Here is a 23,582-nt window from a genome sequence, read left to right on the forward strand (position 1 = left end):
TTCACAATAATTCATCAATCTTAATTAGATCACATTTTTACTTTAATTGGTATTACTTGAAGTTGGTGAGATAGAACATTGAGTGTCCGACTACCATTTCAAGGATTCGAACTGAGTCGTTGCCTAAACTGTCCAACATTCGCCGTTCGAGCTGAGGTTAAATTGCTCAGGGTTCTTTATTTGCGAAGCATGGAAAAACATCAATTTAATCACGTATCGAAACTGCTCATTATCTAGAGCGGCTTGCCAAGATTGGATAAAAAGCGCTTCCGATGAAAAGTCTAGACCGTCTATAACGATCGATAGCATGTGTTCGTGAAGTACTGAACGAATAGCGCGGGTCGACGGATAATAGCCCTGAAGCGTCGTTAAACTAATGCCAATCTCTTGAGCAATCCTTGCATAAGTTAGTGCTTCATGTCCTTCAGCCAGAAAAAGGTTTAGTACGATCTCATCGTAGTTTTTTTGATTTTCTAGTTTTTGTACTTGAGTAATTCGAGCCATTACAAATCTCTACTGATTGTAACATTCTGTAAACGAGTATATTAAGAGCTTATGAATTAAATCTCAAACTCCAAGGGTAAATAACTGGTCAATTTATCGTTAAATATAGTCAGTATTGTGTCATTGGTTCAATTATCAATCAGATTTTGGCATAAACAAAAACACCGCCCTATTGAGCGGTGTGTTATTTAAAGTCTTTGTTTATCTATGCTAATTCAGATGACTAGAACGGATACCAAAATAACTGCGGCTCTAGAATGCGTTTCGCAATGGCTAACACCACGATAAAAGCGATGACACCTAAACAAACAAAGTCGATACGTTTCAAAGGTGCATAGCTATACCAAGTGCGAGCTTTGTGTCGGCCAAAACCTCGTAACGTCATTGCGTTAGAGATCTCGTCTGCTCGGTCCAAGCTAGAGAAAATGAGCGGGCCTAGAACCTTAGCCACATTTTTGATTCGAGTAATTAGAGGCGCTTTCTTTGAGAGCTCTACACCACGAGCCTGTTGAGCATGCATGATATTGATGAAGTCTTTCTTAACTTCTGGCAAGTAACGCAGTGTTAAGCTGACCGCATAGGCGATCTTGTAAGGAACACCGATACGGTTGAGGCTAGCTGCAAACTCAGTCGGATGCGTTGTGAAGACAAAAATCAACGCTATCGGGAACATGCTCATGTATTTGAGCGTCACAGTAACCAAGTAAAACAGAGTCTCTTGGCTCAACGAGTAGTTACCCGGCAATGTCAGCAATAAAGTTTTGCTGCCGATGAGCTCAGTACCTTGCTGTGGAGCCAGCAGATACATGAACAAAGCATTTAGGCTCAATACACTCGCCGTACCCAATAACAGAGGCTTATATACGCGTACAGGCACATTGGTCAGCTTTAGCAGGTATAAACCAGTCACAATAAGCAGTGCAATCAATCTTAGGTCGAACGTAGTTAAGACCACGGTTACCCAAGCTAAGAAGAGCGCAAATTTGGTGATGCCGTTAAGTGCATGAAGCGGTGATTTTGTATCAATGTAATTGATGCCGAATTTTACTTTTGATACGTTCATTGAGCGCTTCTCTCGTAGTCGATGAAGTACTGCATGAATGCGTTGGTGTCGTCGATTTTCATCATAGTCGCGAGTTCATAAATGCTGGTGGTACAAAGATTTGCGCGTTCTAACAGCGATGGCTGACTGAATACTTCCGTCATCGCGGCATTGGCAATCAGCTTGCTGTCAGCAATGACAATTGAGCGTGTGGTGTACTCTAGAACAAGGTGCATGTCGTGTGAAATGATCACGACGGTGATACCTAACTCGCGGTTAAGCTTTTGGATAAACGCCAGCATTGAGGTGTAGTTGCGGTAATCTTGACCCGCTGTTGGTTCATCCAAGATCAGAAGCTCTGGCTCCAATACTAAGATCGAAGCGATCGTTACGCGTTTTTTCTGACCGTAGCTTAGCGCTTCGATTGGCCAGTGGCGGAACTTGCTCAAGCCACACAGCTCAAGAACGTTTTCCACCTTCTCTTTGATTTCCTGCTCTGCAACTCCACGATTACGCAGACCGAATGCAACTTCATCAAAAATCATATGATGAGAGATCATATGATTTGGGTTCTGCATCACGACACCGACTTTCTGGCTTCTTTCAAAGATAGAAAGCTCAGATAGGTCTTCACCATTTAGATAGGAAGAGCCTGAATCGGCATCGATCACACCCATGATGAGTTTAGTGATGGTAGATTTGCCTGAACCGTTTTTGCCTAAGATTGAAACGAACTCACCCTTATCAATCTTAAAGCTGACATCTTCGAGAGCGTTCTTTTCACCATCGTAAGAGTAAGTCAGGCCGTGGACCTCAAGCAAAGGTTGGTACTGCTTCTCGGCAACTGGAGTCGGGCGCTCTGCAAACCAAGCCTGAACCGCAGGGCGGAATCTTTTGTAATCGAGAGCTTTGAGGTTTGATAGCTTATCTTCACTGGTCAAAGGTGCTTTCGCTGCCTTCAGAGCAGATAAATAAAGTGGTTCACGAATACCGTGTGTTTCAAGCAGTTCAGAAGCTAAGATTTCATCGGGTGTCATGTCCGCGACAATTTCACCGCGCTCCATCAAGATCACTCGATCGATATCGCGATGTAGTACATCTTCAAAGCGATGCTCGATGATGACTATAGTCTTGTTGGTTTCTTTATGAAGTTGGTCGATGATTTCGATAGTCGCTTTACCCGTTTTCGGGTCAAGGCTAGCCAAAGGTTCATCAAACAACAGGATGTCAACGTCATCAACTAAGATGCCCGCTAATGACACGCGTTGTTTCTGGCCGCCGGATAAATCATGTGGCGAGCGATCAAGCATATCTGCTAAGTCGACCATTTTTGCTGTCGACTTAACCAGAGGGTACATATCAATGTTCGACACTAACTGATTTTCCAGTGCGAATGCGATGTCTTCGCCAATACTCAAACCGACAAATTGGCTATCAGTATCTTGTAATACTGTGCCAACCTGCTCGGTATAGTCGTGCATAGAAAAATCAGAAATGTTCTTACCGTTGATCTCTAGAGAGCCAGTCACCTCACCTTTGATAGCATGAGGAATCAGACCGTTAAGGCATTGACCTAGGGTAGATTTACCACTACCGCTTGGTCCAATAATGACGATTTTCTCTCCTTTCTCTATCCTTAGATTGATATTTTTTAGCGTCGGTTTATCCAGCGACTCATATCTAAAAGAGAAGTTCGAAAATGCTATAGTCATTATCGCTTATGCCTCAGTCAGGTTACGGCTTTGTTTGTTGCGTTTAGCGACTGATTTTAGGAACAGTAAGCCAACAACAGCGATCAGAACGGTGTTACCCGCAGCAATGATAGAGAGTTGAGTGAAGACTTTAGTAAACGGTTCTGCATAAAGGATGGTATCTAGGAATGCAGAGCAGCCGTAACCAACCACATTACCGGCAAGGGCAAGTACCACAAACAGCGCGAAGTCCTTCATAGGCAACTCACCTTGCTGAAGGCGGTTCTTGGTCAACATCGGGAATAAGCCGATAACCATGCCTACGATACCTGAGCCTAAAACCCAAGTTAACCACACACCCCAGCCTGCGAACAGATCCGTTACCCAGTGACCGATAAAGCCAACTAAGAAGCCAACAATAGGGCCGAACAAAACAGAAAACAGTGCTAGAACTGCCATTGCTGGTTTCAATGTCGTGTTAGCAAACACTGGGACACCAAACATAGGTAAACCACCAATGCCGTACAGTGCCGCGCCAATGGCGATAACGACCACTGTTTTAGCTGAAAAGTTCATAGATAACCTCGAATACTGAAAGATAAAGCATGATAAAGAACGAATATTCGCCATTAGTAATATGCGTCTCAATGAGAACATTTTTTGGGCAAATATAAAAAATAAGGCGCGCATTATACAGTAGAACCCTTCCATAAGGGAAGATAAGTGTCTAGATGTCTAAAATTCCACCTTAGTAGGCTAATGTGGCGTAAAAAGCACAACTTTATGGTTAATCAAGCAACAAAAAAGCCAGAACAGATCTGGCTTTTTCATTAATATTAACAATGTGTTAAGTGGTTTTCTCTTTGTTCCACTACAGTTTAGTGGTCAAGGTATAGATAATTTTGCCAACTCTTCATACGAATAAGCACTTTACGCATAATAGATACATGAGTGAAACTGTCAGAATAAACGGCAACTTCAACCGCGGTACCCATAGGTAAATGGTATTCCGATAGATCATCGGTGATGCTTAATTTAACAAACACACGACCACTGGTACGCAATGCATCAGTACCTAGAAGCGCGCCTCTAGCTTGGAATTGGCTCTCACCAATAGCTGGAATCACTTCATCAATACGTCCTCTGAATATCTTCCCTGGCAATGCTCTAAACAAGAACTCAGCTTCGTAACCCGGTTGCAGGCGTTGTAAGGAGTTTTGTCTGAACGCAGCGGTATAGAATTGTTCTTCTGTGTGAACAAACGTCATTACCGGAGCTAAAGGAAGTGGAACTGCCATTACACCCGGGCGTAATGCTAGTTGCGTAACGTATCCGTCAGTGGGAGCTCGAACCACGGTTTGTTCTAAATCAAACTGAGCTTTACGTAATTCAGCCAATAAGCTTAAAACCGCTGTATTCTCGCCACCTATTTCAGAGTCCAAGGCGATCTTTGTTTGTTCTAGGTTTGCATCTGCAACTTTCACGGCCGCTTCCGATGCTTTGTAAGCTTGTCTGCGAGTATCCAATTGTTGCTCGGTAAAAGCGCCACTGTCGTAACCGCGCTTGTAACGAGAAAACTCACGTTGGGCTTTATCTCTTTCCGCGATGGCTTTGATTTTTGCAGCCTCTGCTTCAACCACTTCAGATTCCATTCCAAGAGCACCTTGGCTTGCTTCTTTTACCTTGGCTTCTAACCTTGCGACTTCAGCTTCGAATGGAACTGGGTCTATTTTGAAAAGAATATCCCCTTGCTTCAGAGGTTTGTTTGCTTCTACTGGCACTTCGATAACTTTACCCCTAACGCCTGAAACGACTGGCGTTGTTGAGTAAACTTGGTTACCGATTTGTGTAAATGGATGGTTGTAGTTCATTAGTAGAATTAGGGTACCTACTATGATCACACCTCCAAGTACGGCAGTAGGTACTGTCCATTTATTTAGCGGTATATTGAACACCTTGAAAATAGTGATACAAAGCGCCGCATAGGTCATTATCAGCAGTAAATCCATTACTTAGCCTCCTGATCTTGAACGTTGTTTGTCTCTTCCTCTGGACTGCTTTGCTCAGCACCTGCTTGCTTGAGCTGTGCGATTTCTTCCTGAAGAGTACTCACTTGATCGATGAGAATATCGACGCGATGATGAATATCGTGCTGCTCTTCTTCGAGTTTTTCGAAGCCCCAGCCTCGGTCTTTCCGCCATAATGTTGCCCAAATCCATAGAAAGGGCCAAATTGTGTGCAAAGTGAATAGGCTAACCCAGCCTGAGACGTGAATTGCGTCTTGGTGAGGATGATTACGTTCTTTGGCTATTTCATAAGGGATATCGTGAATAACGATGATGCCGTAAAAGATGACTAGAGCAACGAAAATGAGTAAGCCGAGTGCAAAGTAGTCTAAAAACATAACAGATCCTTGTAATGTTAGATGTTAGTTATAAATATAGTACGTTATCATCCAAGTAATTGTTATAAAAATGATTTGCTGAGTTATAAATAATGAGTGTTCGCTTCTAATGTGAGCAAAACTATTGACGAATCTTATAAAATCTCATCGCGTTTGAAGAGGCTATTTCGGCTTTCTGGTTGGTATTTCAGCTGAAATGATGACAGCTACGATTCTAAATGACGTGCATAACCACAAGGGATAAATACGGATGTATATAGGTGAATTGGCGGCCATTGGCGCTGCAATTGTGTGGGCATGTGCGACATGGATCTATGGGCAATTTGGACATCGCTTCTCTGCGATGCAATTGAACATTGTTAAGGGTGTAGTAGCCTCTGGCATGATGCTGTTGGTCATGCCGTTAATACCGATGCCTGAATTTGAATTGAGTACCAACCATTTTCTGATATTGGCCATTTCAGGTGTGATCGGTATTGCGATTGGAGACAGCGCCTATTTTGCGGCGTTGAAAAGAATCGGTGCCAATAAGACGCTGTTACTGGAATCTTTAGCACCACCTCTTTCTGGTGTGCTGGCATTAATGTTCCTTGGCGCTGTATTGACAGTACAAAGTTGGCTCGGTGTCGTGATTACAACACTAGCGGTGACTTTTGTCGTCTTCCAGCCATCACAATCGACGTGCGGTGATTCTAAAGACAAAGCGCAGTGGGGTGGCATTGGTTATGGGCTTGTGGCGAGTGTTTGTCAGGCATCCGGTGTGGTGATTTCTCATTACGCGTTAGTGGCGGGTGATATCCCACCATTATTAGGTGCACTGATTCGTCTCACGATAGGTGTGTTTGCAGTAATGCTGATTATCCCTTTTGTTGAAAAGAAGCCGTATTCATCGATAAAAAGAGATTTATGGGAAATGACCAAGCTCGATAAACTTTGGTTATTAGGGGCAATCTTTGTCGGAACCTTTTTGGCATTGTGGCTTCAGCAAGTGGCATTGAAGAATGCGAACCCTGCGATTGCACAAACATTGATAGCGACCAGTCCGGTCTTTATTTTGGTGATTTATGCGATTAACGGGGAGAAGGTGTCAAAGCAAAGCGTCATAGGGACGCTTGCTGCCCTTGCTGGAATATCTCTGTTCTTTTATCAATAAAGTTCAGGCTTTAGCTACAGAGCTACAGAGCTACAGAGCTACAGAGTTACAGAGTTACATGCCACTACTCTGTACACACTTGATTACGGCCGTTGGCTTTAGCTCGGTATAGCGCTTTATCGGCACGGTAGAAGGTACGCTGAGTATTTTCTCCATCGCGATGTAAAGTGATACCGATACTCACGGTTAAACCGCGTTCTCCGAGTATTTCATGCCATCCGAATTGGAAGATGCGCTCTCGATAATTTTCAGAGTGCATTTCTGCTTTCGCAAGATCAGTGTTCTCTAGAATGACGAGGAACTCTTCTCCACCAAATCTGACACATGACGCGCCTCTAAACTTAAAGTATGAGCGCAGCTCTTGAGAAACGCTGACAATCGCTTTATCACCCACTAAGTGGCTTAATTCATCATTGATAGACTTAAAGTGGTCGATATCAACAACCATCAATGCGAAAGGTGCTTCATGAAGCAACAGGTCTTTTAGTTTTACATCTAACCATCGACGGTTATGTAACCCGGTCAATGGGTCGGTGAAAACATCTTGTTGTAGTTGAGCAACTGTATTCTTGTGTTGTTCAGTCGTCTCTTTGAGTTCTCTATTTTCTTGTTCAGAGAGAATGAGTTTGAGTTGTAACTCAAAACGCGATAGGCGGCGTAGTTGGCTTGCACCGAGTTCGCTGATCGGGATCTGCTTCATCAGATCTGTTTCAATTCGGTAACCTTTTTTCTCATAGCTTAGAGCTTCTTGAAAACGGCCCTGATTCATACATACATCACTCAAAGAGTCATAGAAACGCTTTGCAAGCACTGGCGATGAGTAGGCTTTTACACGTTTGTCTGTGCTCGACAAAATCATGCTCGCATAGTCTTGCTTTCCAGTTGCACTTAGGCAATGTGCTAACTCGAGGCGAGTCATGGTCGCAAGCCAGCTTGCTTGAGTGCTGTTGGCTGGGTATTGAACCTTAGACAGACAGCGTAGCGCTTCATGGTGTTTTTTCTTAGCGCGCAGCACCTTTGCTTGGTAAAGCAGTATTTGAGCTGTGAGCAACTTGTCACTGACCAAAATACTCAGTTCTTCGCACTCATTCAGTAAATCGCTGGCTGCTGTAATGCGATTGAGTAGAAGTAGGCTTGCTACCATATGCAGCTTGAATTTGAGGCGAAGTGAGCGACTGCTTATCGCATGGTCTATGCTGCTGATTTTTTGGTAGTAACGAAGTGCTCTGTTGTGATCGCCATAGGAATCACACAGGTTGCCCATGCCTAAAATAGCTAATACATACTCATCGATATGACCGTGTTCAACCGCGATAGTCGATGAACTGACGAATTCATTGAGTGCTGAGGTGTAATCACCAGTTTCAACTAAGCGGTCACTTAAACTGGTTTTGACTGTCAGAATATCTTCGATATCGGCAGGAAGGTGGAGCAGATCGAGTGCTCGTCTCAACTCTTCGATACTGGTTTGATTTTGTTGTAACTCGGCACGGTATTCAGAGCTAATGATATAGCAGTGCGCTTGCTCTGTTTGCGTTGTCGAAACGTGCTGACGAATGTGGTTCCAGAAGATGATCGCTTCTTCACCTGATACTGATGAAGGGTCTAAACCGGCGTCTGTGATCTTGCTTAATAGAGTTTCCATTATTCTATTACCTCAGCATCGTCTTCTTCTAATTGTTCAAGCGTGAACGGGAACGTCAAAATATCATTGAGGCTGACGGTCGGTTTCGAACCCTTTAGTCCTTTTCTATGCCATGGATAGATATCAAGCATGGTGCTGAGAGTTTGGAAGGTTTGCTCTGCGGCTTCGCCTTTTTCGGAAAGCATAAGGGCCACACGTTCAGAACTTAGCCTTGCGATGAAGTCATTCTGGTTACATAAAGCATGAGCAATCTCGGTACAGACATCTAAGTAATCAGTATCGACATGATGGAACATAATGATGCTGTGGTTTGAACGTTTAAGCTCTGTCTTGAACAGCACCAACTTTTCCCACCAAAAGGTTTCAGAGACAACGTAAGAGAGGTGCTTTTCAGGATCGTACTCGTGCTGACCGCGAATACGATTAATCAGTTTTCGTGCTCTCTGTTCAAGTTGGCGTTTTGAACTGCGTGCTTTGTCCAAACCGACACGTGTCGTTTGCTCTTTGAGCATGCCGATAGAATATTGACGGTACTTTTTAAAGGCGACGAGTGCGGCTTGGAAGTCTTGGTTTTCTTCCGCCACCAAGGATTGTTGGTAACAGATTTGGCTCAGCAACTCGCCATTATCGAACTCGTTTGCGGATTGTTCTGCGAGCCTCAGTAATTCCGCCGCTTGTTCTGGTCTTTTTCTCAGGAGCTCCAATCTAGCTCGGCTGATGTATGAGTGCGCCTTCATCCAAACTAGGTTGTGTTCAACTGCCAGATTGTGCGCTTTGGCCGTGGCGCGCTCCGCGTCATCTAAGCGTTCAAGACCAAGTAGGGCAAGGCCTCGAAAGTCCCATACCTCTGCATGCCAAGTGTTATCTTTATGGTCTTTTAATGCTTCTTCTGCACCGTCCAATACCGACAGCATTTCAACATAGTTGTTGAGCAGGTAGTAATCCCACGCAAGCAGTATTCTGGCTTTACCCTCTAACCAACCAATGCGGCTGTTGTTAGCAACTTTAACGGCAAGCTGGTGGGTAGAACGTGCAAGTTTATATTCGTGGGTCATCCGCCAAATATTGCCAAGGCCAATGAGGCATTCAATTTGAATTTCGACTTCATCAACCAACGCGGACTGCTCTAAAGCATTGATCCAGAACTGTTGGGCGGAATAGTACTTGGCTTGTCCCCAGAACTGGAGCGCGTGTAAATGGAGGATTTCAGGGAGAAAAAGGTCGGTATCTAATCGGCTTTGGCGCTTGTAGGCTTCCTTGATGTATTTTAAACCTTTTTGGTAATCCATCAGGTTCCAGCTACATCTTGCCATTAACATTAATGACTGGATGGCACCCTCTTCAAACAGAACTTGCTCTGATCGGACTAGGCACTGTTGGGCAATCTCTAGGATCACCGATGGCTCAGAGTCGACACGAGTTTTGAGTTTTTCTAATTCTGTTTCAAGAAGGTACTGATTTTTGTCCAAGACTTACATCCATGATTATCGAACATATTGATAACACAATCATTATAAGAGTGTAATTTGAGATAAGCACCAATTATCTTTCGTAGAGCGTCAAAGGAACATCGATCTTTTCTAATTATGGGTGTTACCTCATGTTGTCGCTTTAAAATCAATGAGTTCCCGAATAATTACCTAGAGGCTTTGTTGCTATGAAAGTAGTTGCTTTAGAGTTAATGGCAGCTCCGCTACGCCTAAGCGTTGTGCTGCCGTGAGCCCTTGCTTATCTTGGTAGCACAGATTGTGCCAAGCTCTAAATATGTCGAGCAATGGAAGAATGCCCCCAGGACGAAGCTTACGTCTGGGCTCATTAATAAAGCTATCAAATAACAACTGAAAGCGCTGTTGATAGAACTTAGTTTGTTGAATTGAGGCTGTGTTAAACCACTGTTTTGGTTCTGGATTGTTACCGGTTAGGTAGCAGATACCTTTCTGGTTATCACCCTGATTGGCAATAGCCCAGCGATCTCGCCACCAACTCATGTGAACGATGTCGATCTTTTCAAAACTTTGGTCGTCTTGCCAGCCTGAATCTTCTTCGACATACATGAGGTCAATATTTTGACTCTGAATGCGCGGCAAACATACACTTAAAGCGGCAGATCTTAGTAATGGATCTTGTGGCATATAGATGGCGACATGCTTGTCTTCGTTACACATATCCAACACATGTAAGAAGTGAGCATAAGAGGTATAAGGCGGTCGAATGAGAGCGCCTTTTGAAGGGTAACTAAATGTGGTGAGGTTACCCATAGGGTCCTCAACGTTACCTCTCGCAAGAATCACTTGGTACTGCTGTTCAATGCGCTCTTTTAGTTTGTCAGAGGGCTGAGGCAGTTCGAGATTTGCTTCTGAAGAGTGCTCTTTGGATACAAATCGTGCCACATCATCATAAGGGTTATGGTCGACGTTTCCTGATGGTTCTTCATTTTGAGAGTAGTTAACGTGTTGGCAAAGTATATAGCCAGAATGCGCCTCGCCCGTCGCTATCCACACCACACCGTTGTTACTTTGTGGTTGCAGACGCTGGTAGTGAGATGCGAACTCGTAATCTTTCGCATGGTTAACCCATCGTGCATCGATCATCGCTAATTTACGACGACAACGGCTCGCGATATGGTCAACATGATCATAGAAAGTCTTTGGGTTGATCTCTAATTTTCGGCAGATTTCACGTACGGAATAGCCCATGAACAGTAAGCCCATGAGGTTCTCTTGAAATTGGAGTTTTTTATTGGATCCAGACCATTTATCAACGAAGGTTGTTTGGCAGTCTTTGCATCGATAACGCTGCCTGTCGCCACTGTAGCCGAAGGCATGATAAAGATGTTTATGGGTATGAACCGATAAGCCGAAGTTATCGCAATCATCATTACGACAAGCAGGGAGCCCGTCGCTGTGAAGTTGTCTTAGGCGATGAAGTTCGCTTAACACTTCACGATTGTTAAGTAAGGGGGGGAAAGCTCCACATTCACGACAAACCATCGCTGGACGCTTAGGGTTCGCGTGTTGCAAAACATACCGTTTTGCATCGCTCAAGCCAAAGTTGTCACACGCCAATGTTTTACAAAAGTTGAGTTGCAAACCATCCGCATCTTTTGGCAGCTTGTCGTTAGACACGATCTCCCCCTCGGGATTATTTGAGCAGCCAAGCGAGCCTGGCTGCGGGGTAACGCTTTTCAATGTATCTTTTATCAAATCGTTAGATGTTGATTGCTGTCTCTAGAGCAACTTTCATCATGTCGTTGAAAGACTTTTGACGCTCTTCAGAACTTAGTTTTTCACCACGGATGATGTGGTCAGATACTGTTAGGATAGTTAGTGCTTTAGCACCAAGGTCTGCAGCAACGCCGTAGATACCAGCCGCTTCCATATCAACACCTAGGATGCCTAGCTTTTCCATTTTTTCGAAAAGGTCAGCTTCTGGAGTGTAGAAAAGGTCTGCAGAGAATACGTTACCAACTTTCACTGGAACTTCTTGTGCACGAGCTTGGTTTACTGCTTCTTCTAGAAGACCGAAATCAGCGATAGCAGCGAAGTCGTGGTTGTTGAAACGAATGCGGTTTACTTTTGAGTCAGTAGATGCACCCATGCCGATAACAACGTCCATTAGTTTAACGTCGTCACGTACTGCGCCACAGCTACCAACGCGAATTACGTTTTTCACGCCGAACTCAGCGATTAGCTCGTGTACGTAGATGCAGCATGATGGGATACCCATACCGTGGCCCATTACAGAAACTTTCTTACCCTTGTAAGTGCCTGTGTAGCCAAACATGTTGCGAACGTCACAAACTTGCTTCACGTCATCAAGGAATGTTTCTGCAATGTATTTTGCGCGAAGCGGGTCGCCCGGCATAAGTACTGTTTCTGCGAAATCACCAGCTTGAGCATTAATATGAGGTGTAGCCATGGTCGTTCTCCAAAGTTTAAACGGTAATTATAGGAACAGGATTTAATCAATTACCGATTCTGTTGAATTGAATTCGTTTTGTTGAGGCAATATTAGCGAGTTAGAACGTGGCTCCATGAGACTTTAGTCACAAAACAGGTCTGCCATTATAGTTTTATTAATATTGATAACTAAATCTGTTGAAAGCGTAAAGGCAATCGATTTTGTATGGGTTAATTGCAAGCGAATGAGAGGAAAAGGCCCACACATAAACTTGTTGTCTATCAGTTTCGAGACAACAATACGTTGTAGAGACGTTTGATCAGAGATAATCTAAACTTTGATAAAAGACAAACCAAGGATTTGTATGTCGTATTGCGTTAACTCGACGCCTTTGCAGTCAATGAAAACACGACTCCACAGGGCGGCGTCGCTTGTTGTAAGAACTACTTTGCTTGCCAGCGGGATAGCTTCATCGTGGGTGTCTGCTGCAACCTTTGAATTGCCACCAACGGAAAGCCGCATTGTGGGCAGAATCCAGCAGCATGAAGTGGCGGCGGGCGAAACCTTGGCCATCATTGCCAAGCAATACGATATTGGTTTTCTCTCTTTAATGGCAGCCAACAAAGGGGTGGATCCTTTTCTTCCCGCGGAAGGCTATGTGTTAAGCATTCCAAGCCGCTTGATTTTGCCTGACACCCCAAGAAAGGGGATTGTCATCAATCTTGCTGAGTTAAGGTTGTATTACTTTGAGCCTGAGAAAAATCAGGTGCATGTTTTCCCTGTCGGCATCGGTCGAGTGGGGCGTGATACTCCCGAGATGATCACCAAGATAAGCCAAAAAAGACCGAATCCAACATGGACGCCACCAAATTCAATCCGCAACGAGTATCTTGAAAAGGGCATTGAATTACCGAGAGTGGTTCCTGCCGGGCCGGAAAATCCATTGGGAGAGTACGCTTTGAGGCTTGCTTATGGCGCTGGCGACTATTTGATCCATGGTACAAACAAAGATTTCGGGATAGGTTTACGAGTTAGCTCTGGTTGTATCCGAATGGAACCTAAAGACATTGAGTGGCTGTTTGAGCAAGTGAACCGTGGTGAACAGGTCACCATTATCAATGAGCCGATTAAGGTGTCATTAGAGCCTGATAGAAGTGTGTTTGTAGAAGCGCACGAGCCATTAACTCGAAGTGATGGTTCAAAGAAATCATTACAGATCCCTGTGGAACTAAAATGGTGGCTTGAAGACGCAGAACTGCCAAATTCAAAGGCGAAAGCGGTTATCTTTGCTCAAAACGGCGTACCTGTAGAGATAGCACCACCTGTGATTGAGTTTTAATTCGATTGCCTCTTCTGCAACAAGGGGCGGTTTTATCTTGTTTACTCGCATTAGTGTCACCCAAAAAAAGCACCACATCCGATAAGAAGTGGTGCTGTCTATATACTGCTTTTTGCGACTTATTTAATCTACAGCTTAATCGCGATTAGATCTCAAACTACTTAGTGTAAGACTCAGCGATGTTGTCGATACGGTCGTTAGCACGGTCCGCTTCTTCTTTCGCTGCCATTGCGGCTGCTTCTGCTTCTTGAGCCTTCATTTCAGCGGCTGCTTTGTCACTCTTAAGTGCTTCAACTTCGCTTGTTAGTTGAGCGACTTGGTTAGTTAGTTGATCCATTTCTGACACTGCAGCTTCTTCTGGCTCTGAAGAACAACCGGCTAAAATGAAAACTGAGGCTGCAGCTGCGATTAACGTCTTATTCATAAGAACTCCTTGCTTATTTATCATCAAAAGATGCGCTATACATTCTTTATCATATAGTCGCTTCATTAATGAGTGTAGCGACTAATTTTTTAACTGCAAAAACAATAACTAAAGAAATTGCTAAATTTTTGAGGTAATTAGCTAAGTATCACGTTGTGTCTCATTTATGAGATGAAGGATTTAGAGACGACTTGAAGGTGTTTTTGGAGAGCTATCCCTTTGCTAGCAATGCATACGTTGTTCTAGCTAAAGATAGATAAAGGGATAAATTTACTGTGATCTCTATCCTTATAAAGTACTTTCGCGGTATCATGTCACGTTAAATTAATTTTATTCAATACCATCATGACTGGAGAGTCCTTTGCACTTTAAAGATTTAGGCTTAGATAACCGCTTACTGAAGAACTTAAAACATTACGACTTCAAGAAGGCGACAGAGATCCAATCAAAAGCGATCCCTGTTGCTATTGCTGGTAAGGATCTATTGGCTTCATCAAAAACGGGATCAGGAAAAACATTGGCGTTTGTGTTGCCAATGATACATAAAGCATTAAAAACAAAAGCGTTTTCTGCTAAAGATCCTCGTGGTGTAATTTTGGCTCCTACTCGTGAGCTAGCGAAGCAAGTTTACGGCGAATTGCGTAGCATGCTTGGTGGTCTGTCTTATGAAGCGGCGCTTATCTTAGGTGGTGAGAACTTTAACGACCAAGTTAAAGCACTGCGTAAGTACCCTCGTTTTATCGTTGCGACTCCAGGCCGTCTTGCTGACCACCTAGAACATCGTTCATTGTTCCTAGATGGTGTTGAAACGCTAATCCTTGATGAAGCGGACCGTATGCTCGATCTGGGTTTCGCTCCAGAACTTCGTCGCATTGCCAATGCAGCTAAACACCGTCGTCGTCAAACGTTGATGTTCTCTGCAACGTTAGATCACGCTGAAGTAAATGGCATTGCAAATGAAATGCTAGACGCACCTAAGCGTATCTCTGTTGGTGTTTCTAACGAGCAACACTTAGATATCACACAGAAATTCTACTTATGTGATCACCTAGATCACAAAGAAGCGATTTTAGACCGTGTACTGGAAGAAGCTGAATACCGTCAGGTAATGATCTTCACAGCAACACGCGCTGATACTGACCGTTTAACAGATAAGTTGAACGAGAAGAAGCTTAAAGCGGTAGCACTGAGTGGTAACCTAAACCAAACGCAACGTAATGCTATTATGAGCCAGTTCGAGCGTGCGGTTTACAAGATCTTGGTAACTACCGATGTTGCTTCACGTGGTATTGATATTCCAAACGTGAGCCACGTTATCAACTTTGATATGCCTAAGCACACCGAAGAGTACGTGCACCGTGTAGGTCGTACTGGCCGTGCGGGTAACAAAGGCGATGCGATTTCTTTGGTTGGTCCAAAAGACTGGGACAGCTTCAAGCGTGTTGAACTTTACCTTCAACAAGATTTGACCTTCTCTGTACTTGAAGGCCTAAAAGGTAAATTCAAAGGCATTAAGCCACGTAAACCTGCGTTTGCTAAAGGCGGTCCTGCTAAGAAGAAGACCAACACTCAAGCGAAGAAAACGCCGAAGAAACCAGTTAAGCGCGATAAGAGCTTCCACCAAAATGTGGCCGTGGGTGATACCGTGTTTATCCCTAAGAAGAAAGTCGCACCAAAAGTGGACGACGAGTAATCACCAGCCAGTTTTAAAGCGTTTGCTAGTAAAATTGACATAAATAAAAACCGCCAATATTAGGCGGTTTTTTTGTATCTCGACCTTGGCTCAGCCATTACTTTTCGATATTTAGTTAGAAATTGAACGTCGAGAACGAATACGCCAAGATGTGGTCGGCAATGTATTTATGAGTAGCTGTAGTTGGGTGTGTCACGCCCCAAAATACATAACTGTTTGAACCATAGGTCGCACAATCATTAGTTAAGCTGTGGCTTCTTAAATAGTCCGCGGCTGAGCTTCGATTGATATTAAGACAAGCATCACTCGCGTTTCGAAAGCCATGTTGTTCTGGGTTATCGGTAATGCTGGCGAACAACGCACTTGCATCGAACAACACCACGTTTTTCCCTATACCTTGGTAATACTCGGCTTGAGCTTTGATGAACTGGTTGAATTCTAAGATCTTGCCACGAACTTTTATTATCTCTTGTTCGGTAGAGTATTTGAATTGAGGGGCTTTGGTTGCATCGGGTAAGGTGAACAGCAGGATATTGTTCGCACCAGATTCTGTTAAGCGGATCAGCGCGCTGCTAAAGTCAGCCTTTACATCGGCGACTTCTCGGTTGTAATTCATGAAGTCATTGAGGCCAAACTCTAAAGTAAACAGTGAGTTTTCCGGACGATAGTTTTTGGCGACTTTCATGTAGGTCAGATAAGAGGTGACTTGATCATATACACCAGTCAATGCCACGTATTGGTTGGTACCTGCGGCGCCACCCACAGCCCAGTTATACAGAGGGACATCTTTCGCTTTTGCTAAATACTCCGTCCAGACTAAACCATTCGAAAAGTGCCCTAAAAACCACGAATCTGCGTTCGGAAAAAACCATTGTGAGCCATTAAATAGATTACCAGTGTCGGACAGGCTATCACCAAAGGTGACAATACGATTGATGCTATTGGCCTGGAACGCGTTATCGTTGGTCCAGATGGAGTGGTTGTAAGAGAAGCGATTATCTGCGGCAAAGTAGGTGATGTCAGCGGCGTCATGTTGGATGTCGAGCGTCTGTTCGCAACGCTGTTTGATTTCAGATTGAGGCGCATCACTGTAGAACATGTTTTTGAAAGAAACAGAAGACCACCAATATCCGTTGATCGTGTAGTAATCACCACTCTCTTTCTTTGCCCACTTCCAGTCGGTGGCTGGGGAATCATGAGAGGCATCGGTTCGATACCAACATCTAACATATGAATAGGTCTCTGAGCCTTGTGCACTGAGTACTTGTGCAGATGTAATCGATTCAGGTGTTGGTATTGAGTCTTCAGCGGCATAAGCGCCAAAAGGCAGGGCTAACGTGAGTATTAAAGCCGTATTTTTCATCACTGTATTCTCTTTTATATTTAGATGAGCCAAACAGAAACGCTGTTTCTTGTTTCTTGTTTCTTGTTTCTTGATAAGTGGATAACTGGTACGACCTATATCTAAAATCAATAATTAGCGTCAATATATTCAGGGTTGTGGTGTGTCGTTAATGGAATAAGCCTCAAGTTATCAACGAGTTTTTGGTTGAAAAATACCTGTTTCCAAACGGTTATTTGTCGAATAATTTTGGTTTATTGAGAATGTTGAATTGATATTTGAGTCGGGATATTGAAAGAACAATCTCATCAACCTTAGTTAAATGTTAATTTAATCAATTGCTTATGTTTTGTTCTCCTGATTCTGTTTGCCTGATGTTCATCGCACCTGTTTAATTCAAGTTCGCCATCACAAATATGAAGTCGTTACTTTCTGTTTTATAAAATCATCATCTACGGTTCTTTTACTCATCAGAGGTCTAATCTGTTTAAGGAAAGAGCATTGAAAAAGATATTAATTTGGACGATAGCCTGCCTATCCAGTTTTGGCGTATATGCCGGAACGAGCGCATCAGCATTAGAAGCCAGGGGATACACTGAAACGAAATACCCCATTATGTTGGTACATGGTCTGTTTGGTTTCGATACATTAGCGGGCGTTGACTATTTCTATGGCGTACCTGAATCCCTAACCAAAGATGGCGCGAACGTATATGTCGCTCAGGTCTCTGCAACCAACAGTTCAGAGGTCCGTGGTGAACAGTTACTCAGCCAAGTTGAAACGCTGTTAGCTGCAACAGGAGCAAGTAAGGTGAATCTGGTTGGTCATAGCCACGGTGGGCCTACGGCTCGTTATGTTGCGTCAGTTCGACCTGATCTTGTTGCTTCAGTGACCAGTATTGGCGGTGTACATAAAGGTTCTAAGGTCGCTGATCTCGTTCGAGGGAACGTATCTGAAGGCTCTGTCACAGAAGGTATCGCGGTTAAATTAGCAGGTGGATTAACGACACTGATTAACCTTTTATCTGGTGGAACGGATCTCGACCAAGACGGCCTCGCTTCTCTTGAAGCATTGACCACAGAAGGCTCGCTAGCCTTCAACCAGTTTTACCCTGAGGGCGTTCCGACGTCTGAGTGTGGCGATGGTGAGTGGCAAGCAAGTAACGGCGTTTATTACTATTCATGGACAGGGTCTTCCACTTTTACCAACCTTCTTGATCCTACCGACGGAGCGATGACAATCCTAGGCTTAGCCTTCAACGAACCTAATGATGGCTTAGTAGGAGCATGCAGCGCGCATTTGGGCAAAGTGATTGGTGATGATTACAAAATGAACCACCTAGATGAGATTAATGGGTTATTGGGAATTCACCACTTGTTTGAGACAGATCCTGTAACTCTATATCGTCAGCATGCCAATCGATTGAAGTTGGCTGGCTTGTAGTCTGCAAAGCCGTTTAACAAGAAAACAAGGGAAGTATGATGAAAAAGACCGCCATTTTGTCGATAACCACGATAGCCCTGATGAGCACAGCGGCGGTCTTTTTATATCTAAATAATCAAGATACACATACTGACGACGAACAACGCGTCTCCTCATTGAAAGTCACCTCTCAGCAAGATACCGACATCGATAACGCATCAGCAAAAGACATGATGGAATATTTCGTGTCAGGTAATGCAGAATTAACCCTTGAAGATATTCGAGACAACGTGGCGAAACACCACGAACAAGCATCAACAACCGTGGTTGATGAAGCACTGTTTGCCAAATATCTTGAGTATAAGTCGGCACTGACATCGTTGGACGTGCAGTTCGGTACCACATCCATTTCCGCTGATGATCTACGTGCACTCAATCAAGCGCTCCTTGACCTCCAAGCTCAGTTTTTCAGTGAGAGCGAGATAAGTATTCTGTTTACGCACGACAACAGAATGAGAGAAATCGCCTTAGAAAAGTTACTTCTGAAACAGGAGGGATTAGAGGATGAAGAATACCAACAAAGACTCGAATCCTATCTATCTGAGCAACCTGATTATGTTCAGTCGAGTCACCAGAATCAGGTGTTACTCCAACAGCTCTCTAGCTCTGAAGGTCTCGATGAACAGGGTAAATACTTAAAGAGAAGCGAACTTGTCGGTGAAGAAGCAACCCAGAGACTTGAAGCACTTGATAAACAAAGAGCGGCCTTTGAAGACTCGTTAGAGGTCTACTTCGCAGAACGAAATGATGTCTTGAAAGATTCATTCCTATCAAAAACCGAACAACAAGAGAAGATTGCGCAACTTAGGACTGAACATTTCCTACCAGAACAGCTTAGAAGGGTAGAAGCGATTGAAAGAATTCGAGCGGCTGAATCTCGCCAGTAGTGTCTAAAAGCGAAAAACCAGCCATGATGGCTGGCTTTTTGTTTATCGGCGAGTTCTAAAGAGCATACAGCCTGAATCTGTTTGCCTTGAACTTCGTACCTTAAAGTAATCCAACTGCTGCTTCTGTTGTTCTGCTAGGTTAGAAAGCTCGTGGCTTGCTGCAGCGGCTTGAGTAATGCCGGTTACGTTTTGGCTTACTAGGCTGTAGATGTTTGAGATATTACGGTTGATGTCTGCAGTCACTTGGCTTTGTTCTTCTGCGGCAGAGGCAACCTGAGTGTTAATCTCAGTCATGTCCGTTACCGAGTTAGCAATGCCTGAAAGCGCCGCGCTTACTTCACCTGCAAGAGTTTGGTTGTGTTCCAGCATAGCCAGTGAGCTGCTCATGCTTTCATTCGCGTTACCGGATTGAACCTGCAAACCTTCAATGATGCTTTGGATCTCTTTGGTTGAATCTTGTGTACGTGCCGCTAGCATTCGAACTTCATCAGCAACCACTGCGAAACCACGACCGCTTTCACCTGCACGAGCGGCTTCGATTGCTGCGTTAAGCGCAAGCAGGTTAGTTTGTTCAGAGATACTTTGAATCACCTCAATCACTTTACCAATCTGTTCAGAGTGCTCTTTTAGCGTGCCCACAACATTTGCAGCTTCGCTTAGCTGAATCGCCATCTGTTCGTTAGCTTTGTTGCTTTCATTAAACAAGCTCATGCTGTGTGTCGCCATTTCGTCAGCTTGCTTAGACGCTGAGTCGGCTTGTACTGCGTTCTCATTAACGTGTGCTGCTGTGCTTTCTAATTGGTTTACAGCAGAAGCAACTTGTTCTACTTCTTGCTTTTCTTGGTCTGAATTAACGCTCGATTGTGTCATTACTGCTGCTAGCTCTGTCGACGCAGAAGCCACTTCGATACTGATTCGAGACATCGAGCTTACCGTGTCACGCAGCTGTTCAACAGACTGGTTTACGTCTTGCGCTAGGCGTGAGATTTCGTTGTCGCCATACTCTTCTGCTTTAACTAACAAGTTACCTTTTGCCACTTCGCGCATGGTTGCTTGAATATTGCTGATCGGCTTAACAATGATGCCAGCCAGCGTCCAACTGATAATTAGAGCTACAGATAGGATCACTAGAAGCGCAATGGTTGCGGTATCGAGTGTGCTGGTGTGTTGCTGACCATTGATGTCGACTTCTTGAGTCGCAAGCAGATTCAACTTTTTAGAAAGCGTGTTGATCGCTTGCACCATGTCATTACCCGCGTGTCGGTATTGGTCGATTGCGATCTGGTAGCGGTTTTCAAAATCTGAAGAGAGTGATGTATCGCCGTGTTTCGCTCTTAATAGAGGAAGCATGGTGGTGCGAGAAAAGTCGACATAGTGATTCATCGCTTTGTTCATCGCGGCCACTTCATCTTGCATGCCTGGCACTGTGTCTAATGAATTCAGTAGGCGAGTATTTTGGTCGCGTTTTTGGTTTAGTGTTTCAACCAGTGTTTTTACGTCATCAGCATTGAATAGACTGTAAATCGCTTTGATGCGCATGCCATAGCTGTTGTCGACGATCTCGCTAAGTTCTTCTTTATGTAGAATCAGCTGATCTGTTGCTGTTGATACATCTTTAAAAGCATTTTCCAGTTTGTCACCACCGATAATGACACCCGTCAAAAGTAGTACGACGGAAAAGAGTACTGGAATCAGAATTTGTATTTTGATTGATAAGCCACTGAGAAGTTGGCGCATGTATTGTCCTTCTTTGAATAAGTAAATGAGCAGAAGCAATTGTTATTATTGTTATTAATCAGTGATTCTAACTATTGAGAATGACAATTCAATCAGTAATAGATGCTATTTTTATATATGCGATAGATATTTCATAAATTCTAATTATTTATCGTACAAACAAGGCTTTAGCCATTTTTAAGATAGGGTTATTTGACGAGGAACCTTGTGCGGTATTAGGTAATGACAGTGGGCGAGATATTGAACGGTTTGGCTTAAATAGGTTGGAATGAATATTCAGCGCCTATGAATGAGACCAATTTATTACTTCAAGGCTATTTGGTAGGGGGAAAACAAGAAAATAAATTGTAGTTGTCATATAGGCTTCAATTAAGTGAAACACAACTGTCACATTCGGATTCTAAAGTAGGCCTCGTTCAAGCAAAACATTACGGCAATAACGCCACTAAAGGAAATTTGTGATGAAAAAGACAGTTATCGGTGCAATCGCACTACTAGGCGCTCTAACAGTGAATACAGCTTCAGCTAAAGAAACTATCTCTGTAGTTGGCTCTAACAGTGCTTCTCCACTGGTTGAAGTTTTTGCAGAAACCTACATGAATAAAGGCGAACCAGTGTTCATCGAAATTCAAGCACCAGGTTCTTCTGCAGGCATCAAAGCAGCAAAAAATGGAAGTGCTGACCTTGGTATCTCTTCTCGTGACCTAAAAGAAGAAGAGAAAACAGCTGACCTGAAAGAGCTCGTTATCGCTCGTGACGGTATCGCAGTTGTTGTTAACCCGAACAACGAAGTATCTGCTCTTACAGCGGAGCAAATCACTTCAATCTATAAAGGCGACATCACTAACTGGAAAGATGTTGGTGGTGCTGACAAGCCAATCGTAGCAATCACTCGTGATACTGCATCTGGTACACGTGGTGCATTCGAAGACATCATGAAGCTTAAGAAGAAGATTGGCGATAAGAAAGTATCGGCTATCTCTCAACGTGCACAAGTTGCAAACGGTAACGGCGCACTTAAAGTTTCTGTAGCAAGCAACCCATACGCTATCGGCTTTATCTCTCTAGGTACAGTTGACGAATCTGTTCAAGCTCTAACTATCGACGGCGCTGCTGCGACTGTAGACAACGTTAAGAACGGTTCTTACAAAGTTGCTCGTCCATTCCTAGTTCTTTACAAAGCAGGCGCTCCAACAGCTGAAACTCAACAATTCCTAGATTGGATGGTTGCAGATGAAGCTCAAGCTATCGCTGGTAAGAAAGGCTACATCACAGTTAACTAATCTTAACTGACTCAATCTTAATTATTGCTCAGCCTGCTTTAGGCTGAGCCTTTTCTTTCAACTTTGTTTATTTCGAGCTCTTATTGAGCCACAAAGTTTGAGATTTTATATATGACCATCGCAAATAGTGAAAAGCTTATGAATACTGAAGCGACTCAAATCAACAAGCCAAGTCTACGTGCTAAGAAGCGCATCGACTGGAGAGAAAGAATCTTCCACGGCTTGTTCTTATCGAGTGCTGTAATCGGCATCGTATCACTAGCCGTTATCGCTTACTTTATCGTTGCAGAGAGTATCCCTGCATTCCAAGAGGCCGGTGTTTCTGGCATCGTTCTGGGTGTTGACTGGTTACCTCCAGCTCTATTCGGTGTTGCAACTATGATTGTTGCATCGATTGTTTCGACACTTGGAGCTGTAGTTGTTGGTGTACCAGTTGGTGTATTAACCGCTATTTTTATTGCTGAGATTGCTCCAAAGCGTCTTGCAGATATTATTCGACCAGCAGTTGAGCTTCTAGCGGGTATCCCGTCGGTAGTTTACGGCTTCTTCGGTCTAGTAATTATCGTTCCAATGATTCAGAACGTTTTCCAAGTACCAGCGGGTAACACTATCCTGGCGGGTATCATTGTTCTGGGTATCATGATTCTTCCTACTGTTATCACGGTTTCTGAAACTTCGATTCGTGCTGTACCTCGCACATACAAAGAAGGTTCACTTGCACTGGGTGCTTCGAAAATCTACACGATTTTTAAGCTACTCGTTCCTGCTGCACGTTCAGGCATTATGACTGGTGTGATTTTGGGTATCGGCCGCGCACTTGGCGAAACGATGGCAATCATCATGGTTATGGGTAACGCGCCAGCAATGCCAGAAGGCATTTTGGACTCTGCTCGTACGCTAACAGCAAACATTGCAATTGAAATGTCTTACGCAAGTGGCGTTCACGCTAACGCACTGTACGCAACAGGTGTTGTACTTCTAGTGTTCATCATGATGTTAAATGGTGCTCTACTTTATCTTAACCGTGAAAAAGCGAAGTAGGCGAGGATAAGTAAT

The 23,582-nt window shown here is 43.8% G+C and carries 19 protein-coding genes and 1 pseudogene; 7 read left to right on the forward strand and 13 right to left on the reverse strand.

The window, feature by feature from the left end:
- Positions 1–52 precede the first annotated feature (52 nt).
- From ACED41_RS11935 to ACED41_RS11960, 6 genes and pseudogenes are all read right to left on the reverse strand, one after another.
- Positions 53–504, reverse strand: a pseudogene (locus ACED41_RS11935) (TetR/AcrR family transcriptional regulator).
- Between the two features lie 223 nt (positions 505–727).
- On the reverse strand, positions 728–1,567 hold the full coding sequence (locus ACED41_RS11940; protein WP_017064241.1) for an energy-coupling factor transporter transmembrane protein EcfT: 840 nt from the start codon (positions 1,565–1,567) through the stop codon (positions 728–730).
- A complete protein-coding gene (locus tag ACED41_RS11945; RefSeq protein WP_371725017.1) occupies positions 1,564–3,258 on the reverse strand; it encodes an ABC transporter ATP-binding protein in 1,695 nt (564 codons plus the stop codon). Before ACED41_RS11945 ends, ACED41_RS11940 begins: the two co-directional genes overlap by 4 nt.
- Positions 3,259–3,264: 6 nt before the next feature.
- On the reverse strand, positions 3,265–3,813 hold the full coding sequence (locus ACED41_RS11950) for an ECF-type riboflavin transporter substrate-binding protein (RefSeq protein WP_371725018.1): 549 nt from the start codon (positions 3,811–3,813) through the stop codon (positions 3,265–3,267).
- A 302-nt stretch (positions 3,814–4,115) separates the two neighbouring features.
- Positions 4,116–5,246: an HlyD family secretion protein gene (locus tag ACED41_RS11955; RefSeq protein ID WP_371725019.1), complete on the reverse strand. Its 1,131-nt coding sequence runs from the start codon at positions 5,244–5,246 to the stop codon at positions 4,116–4,118.
- Complete coding sequence (locus ACED41_RS11960) at positions 5,246–5,641, reverse strand: DUF3302 domain-containing protein (protein ID WP_371725020.1); 396 nt, start codon at positions 5,639–5,641, stop codon at positions 5,246–5,248. The genes ACED41_RS11955 and ACED41_RS11960 overlap by 1 nt, the downstream gene beginning before the upstream one ends.
- A gap of 250 nt (positions 5,642–5,891) precedes the next feature.
- On the opposite strand from ACED41_RS11960, the gene ACED41_RS11965 reads away from it, so the two are divergent.
- Positions 5,892–6,794, forward strand: a complete 903-nt coding sequence (locus ACED41_RS11965; protein WP_371725021.1) for a DMT family transporter — start codon at positions 5,892–5,894, stop codon at positions 6,792–6,794.
- A 64-nt stretch (positions 6,795–6,858) separates the two neighbouring features.
- On the opposite strand, the gene ACED41_RS11970 is transcribed toward ACED41_RS11965, so the two are convergent.
- From ACED41_RS11970 to deoD, 4 genes are all read right to left on the reverse strand, one after another.
- Positions 6,859–8,439, reverse strand: coding sequence for a diguanylate cyclase domain-containing protein (locus ACED41_RS11970; RefSeq protein WP_371725022.1), 1,581 nt, complete (start codon positions 8,437–8,439; stop codon positions 6,859–6,861).
- Positions 8,439–9,908: a hypothetical protein gene (locus tag ACED41_RS11975; RefSeq protein WP_017061878.1), complete on the reverse strand. Its 1,470-nt coding sequence runs from the start codon at positions 9,906–9,908 to the stop codon at positions 8,439–8,441. The genes ACED41_RS11970 and ACED41_RS11975 overlap by 1 nt, the downstream gene beginning before the upstream one ends.
- A 186-nt stretch (positions 9,909–10,094) precedes the next feature.
- Positions 10,095–11,564, reverse strand: coding sequence for a lactate dehydrogenase (locus tag ACED41_RS11980; protein ID WP_017064249.1), 1,470 nt, complete (start codon positions 11,562–11,564; stop codon positions 10,095–10,097).
- An 82-nt stretch (positions 11,565–11,646) separates the two neighbouring features.
- Complete coding sequence (deoD, locus tag ACED41_RS11985) at positions 11,647–12,357, reverse strand: purine-nucleoside phosphorylase (protein WP_017061880.1); 711 nt, start codon at positions 12,355–12,357, stop codon at positions 11,647–11,649.
- Positions 12,358–12,703: 346 nt separating this feature from the next.
- Here deoD and ACED41_RS11990 point away from each other — a divergent pair, with 346 nt between their 5' ends.
- The gene (locus ACED41_RS11990) at positions 12,704–13,678 is read left to right on the forward strand and encodes a L,D-transpeptidase family protein (protein WP_029235199.1); all 975 of its coding nucleotides are present in this window, start codon (positions 12,704–12,706) and stop codon (positions 13,676–13,678) included.
- Between the two features lie 157 nt (positions 13,679–13,835).
- Here the strand turns inward: ACED41_RS11990 and ACED41_RS11995 are convergent, their stop codons facing one another.
- Positions 13,836–14,102, reverse strand: a complete 267-nt coding sequence (locus tag ACED41_RS11995) for an Lpp/OprI family alanine-zipper lipoprotein (RefSeq protein WP_017064250.1) — start codon at positions 14,100–14,102, stop codon at positions 13,836–13,838.
- 361 nt (positions 14,103–14,463) lie between these two features.
- Here ACED41_RS11995 and ACED41_RS12000 point away from each other — a divergent pair, with 361 nt between their 5' ends.
- Positions 14,464–15,795, forward strand: coding sequence for a DEAD/DEAH box helicase (locus ACED41_RS12000; protein WP_017061883.1), 1,332 nt, complete (start codon positions 14,464–14,466; stop codon positions 15,793–15,795).
- Positions 15,796–15,910: 115 nt separating this feature from the next.
- On the opposite strand, the gene ACED41_RS12005 is transcribed toward ACED41_RS12000, so the two are convergent.
- Positions 15,911–17,158: an SGNH/GDSL hydrolase family protein gene (locus tag ACED41_RS12005; protein ID WP_371725048.1), complete on the reverse strand. Its 1,248-nt coding sequence runs from the start codon at positions 17,156–17,158 to the stop codon at positions 15,911–15,913.
- A 480-nt stretch (positions 17,159–17,638) separates the two neighbouring features.
- On the opposite strand from ACED41_RS12005, the gene ACED41_RS12010 reads away from it, so the two are divergent.
- Both ACED41_RS12010 and ACED41_RS12015 read left to right on the forward strand, forming a co-directional pair.
- The gene (locus ACED41_RS12010) at positions 17,639–18,580 is read left to right on the forward strand and encodes a triacylglycerol lipase (RefSeq protein WP_050546492.1); all 942 of its coding nucleotides are present in this window, start codon (positions 17,639–17,641) and stop codon (positions 18,578–18,580) included.
- Between the two features lie 38 nt (positions 18,581–18,618).
- Entirely contained in the window at positions 18,619–19,506 is an 888-nt protein-coding gene (locus ACED41_RS12015; RefSeq protein WP_017060037.1) for a lipase secretion chaperone, read from the forward strand.
- Positions 19,507–19,548: 42 nt separating this feature from the next.
- On the opposite strand, the gene ACED41_RS12020 is transcribed toward ACED41_RS12015, so the two are convergent.
- The gene (locus ACED41_RS12020) at positions 19,549–21,243 is read right to left on the reverse strand and encodes a methyl-accepting chemotaxis protein (protein ID WP_371725023.1); all 1,695 of its coding nucleotides are present in this window, start codon (positions 21,241–21,243) and stop codon (positions 19,549–19,551) included.
- 461 nt (positions 21,244–21,704) lie between these two features.
- Here ACED41_RS12020 and ACED41_RS12025 point away from each other — a divergent pair, with 461 nt between their 5' ends.
- Both ACED41_RS12025 and pstC read left to right on the forward strand, forming a co-directional pair.
- Positions 21,705–22,526, forward strand: a complete 822-nt coding sequence (locus ACED41_RS12025) for a phosphate ABC transporter substrate-binding protein (protein WP_017064254.1) — start codon at positions 21,705–21,707, stop codon at positions 22,524–22,526.
- Positions 22,527–22,637: 111 nt separating this feature from the next.
- Entirely contained in the window at positions 22,638–23,567 is a 930-nt protein-coding gene (pstC, locus tag ACED41_RS12030; protein ID WP_017064255.1) for a phosphate ABC transporter permease subunit PstC, read from the forward strand.
- Positions 23,568–23,582: the final 15 nt, after the last annotated feature.

Source organism: Vibrio sp. 1F255, from assembly GCF_041439145.1.
Lineage (GTDB): Bacteria > Pseudomonadota > Gammaproteobacteria > Enterobacterales > Vibrionaceae > Vibrio > Vibrio crassostreae_C.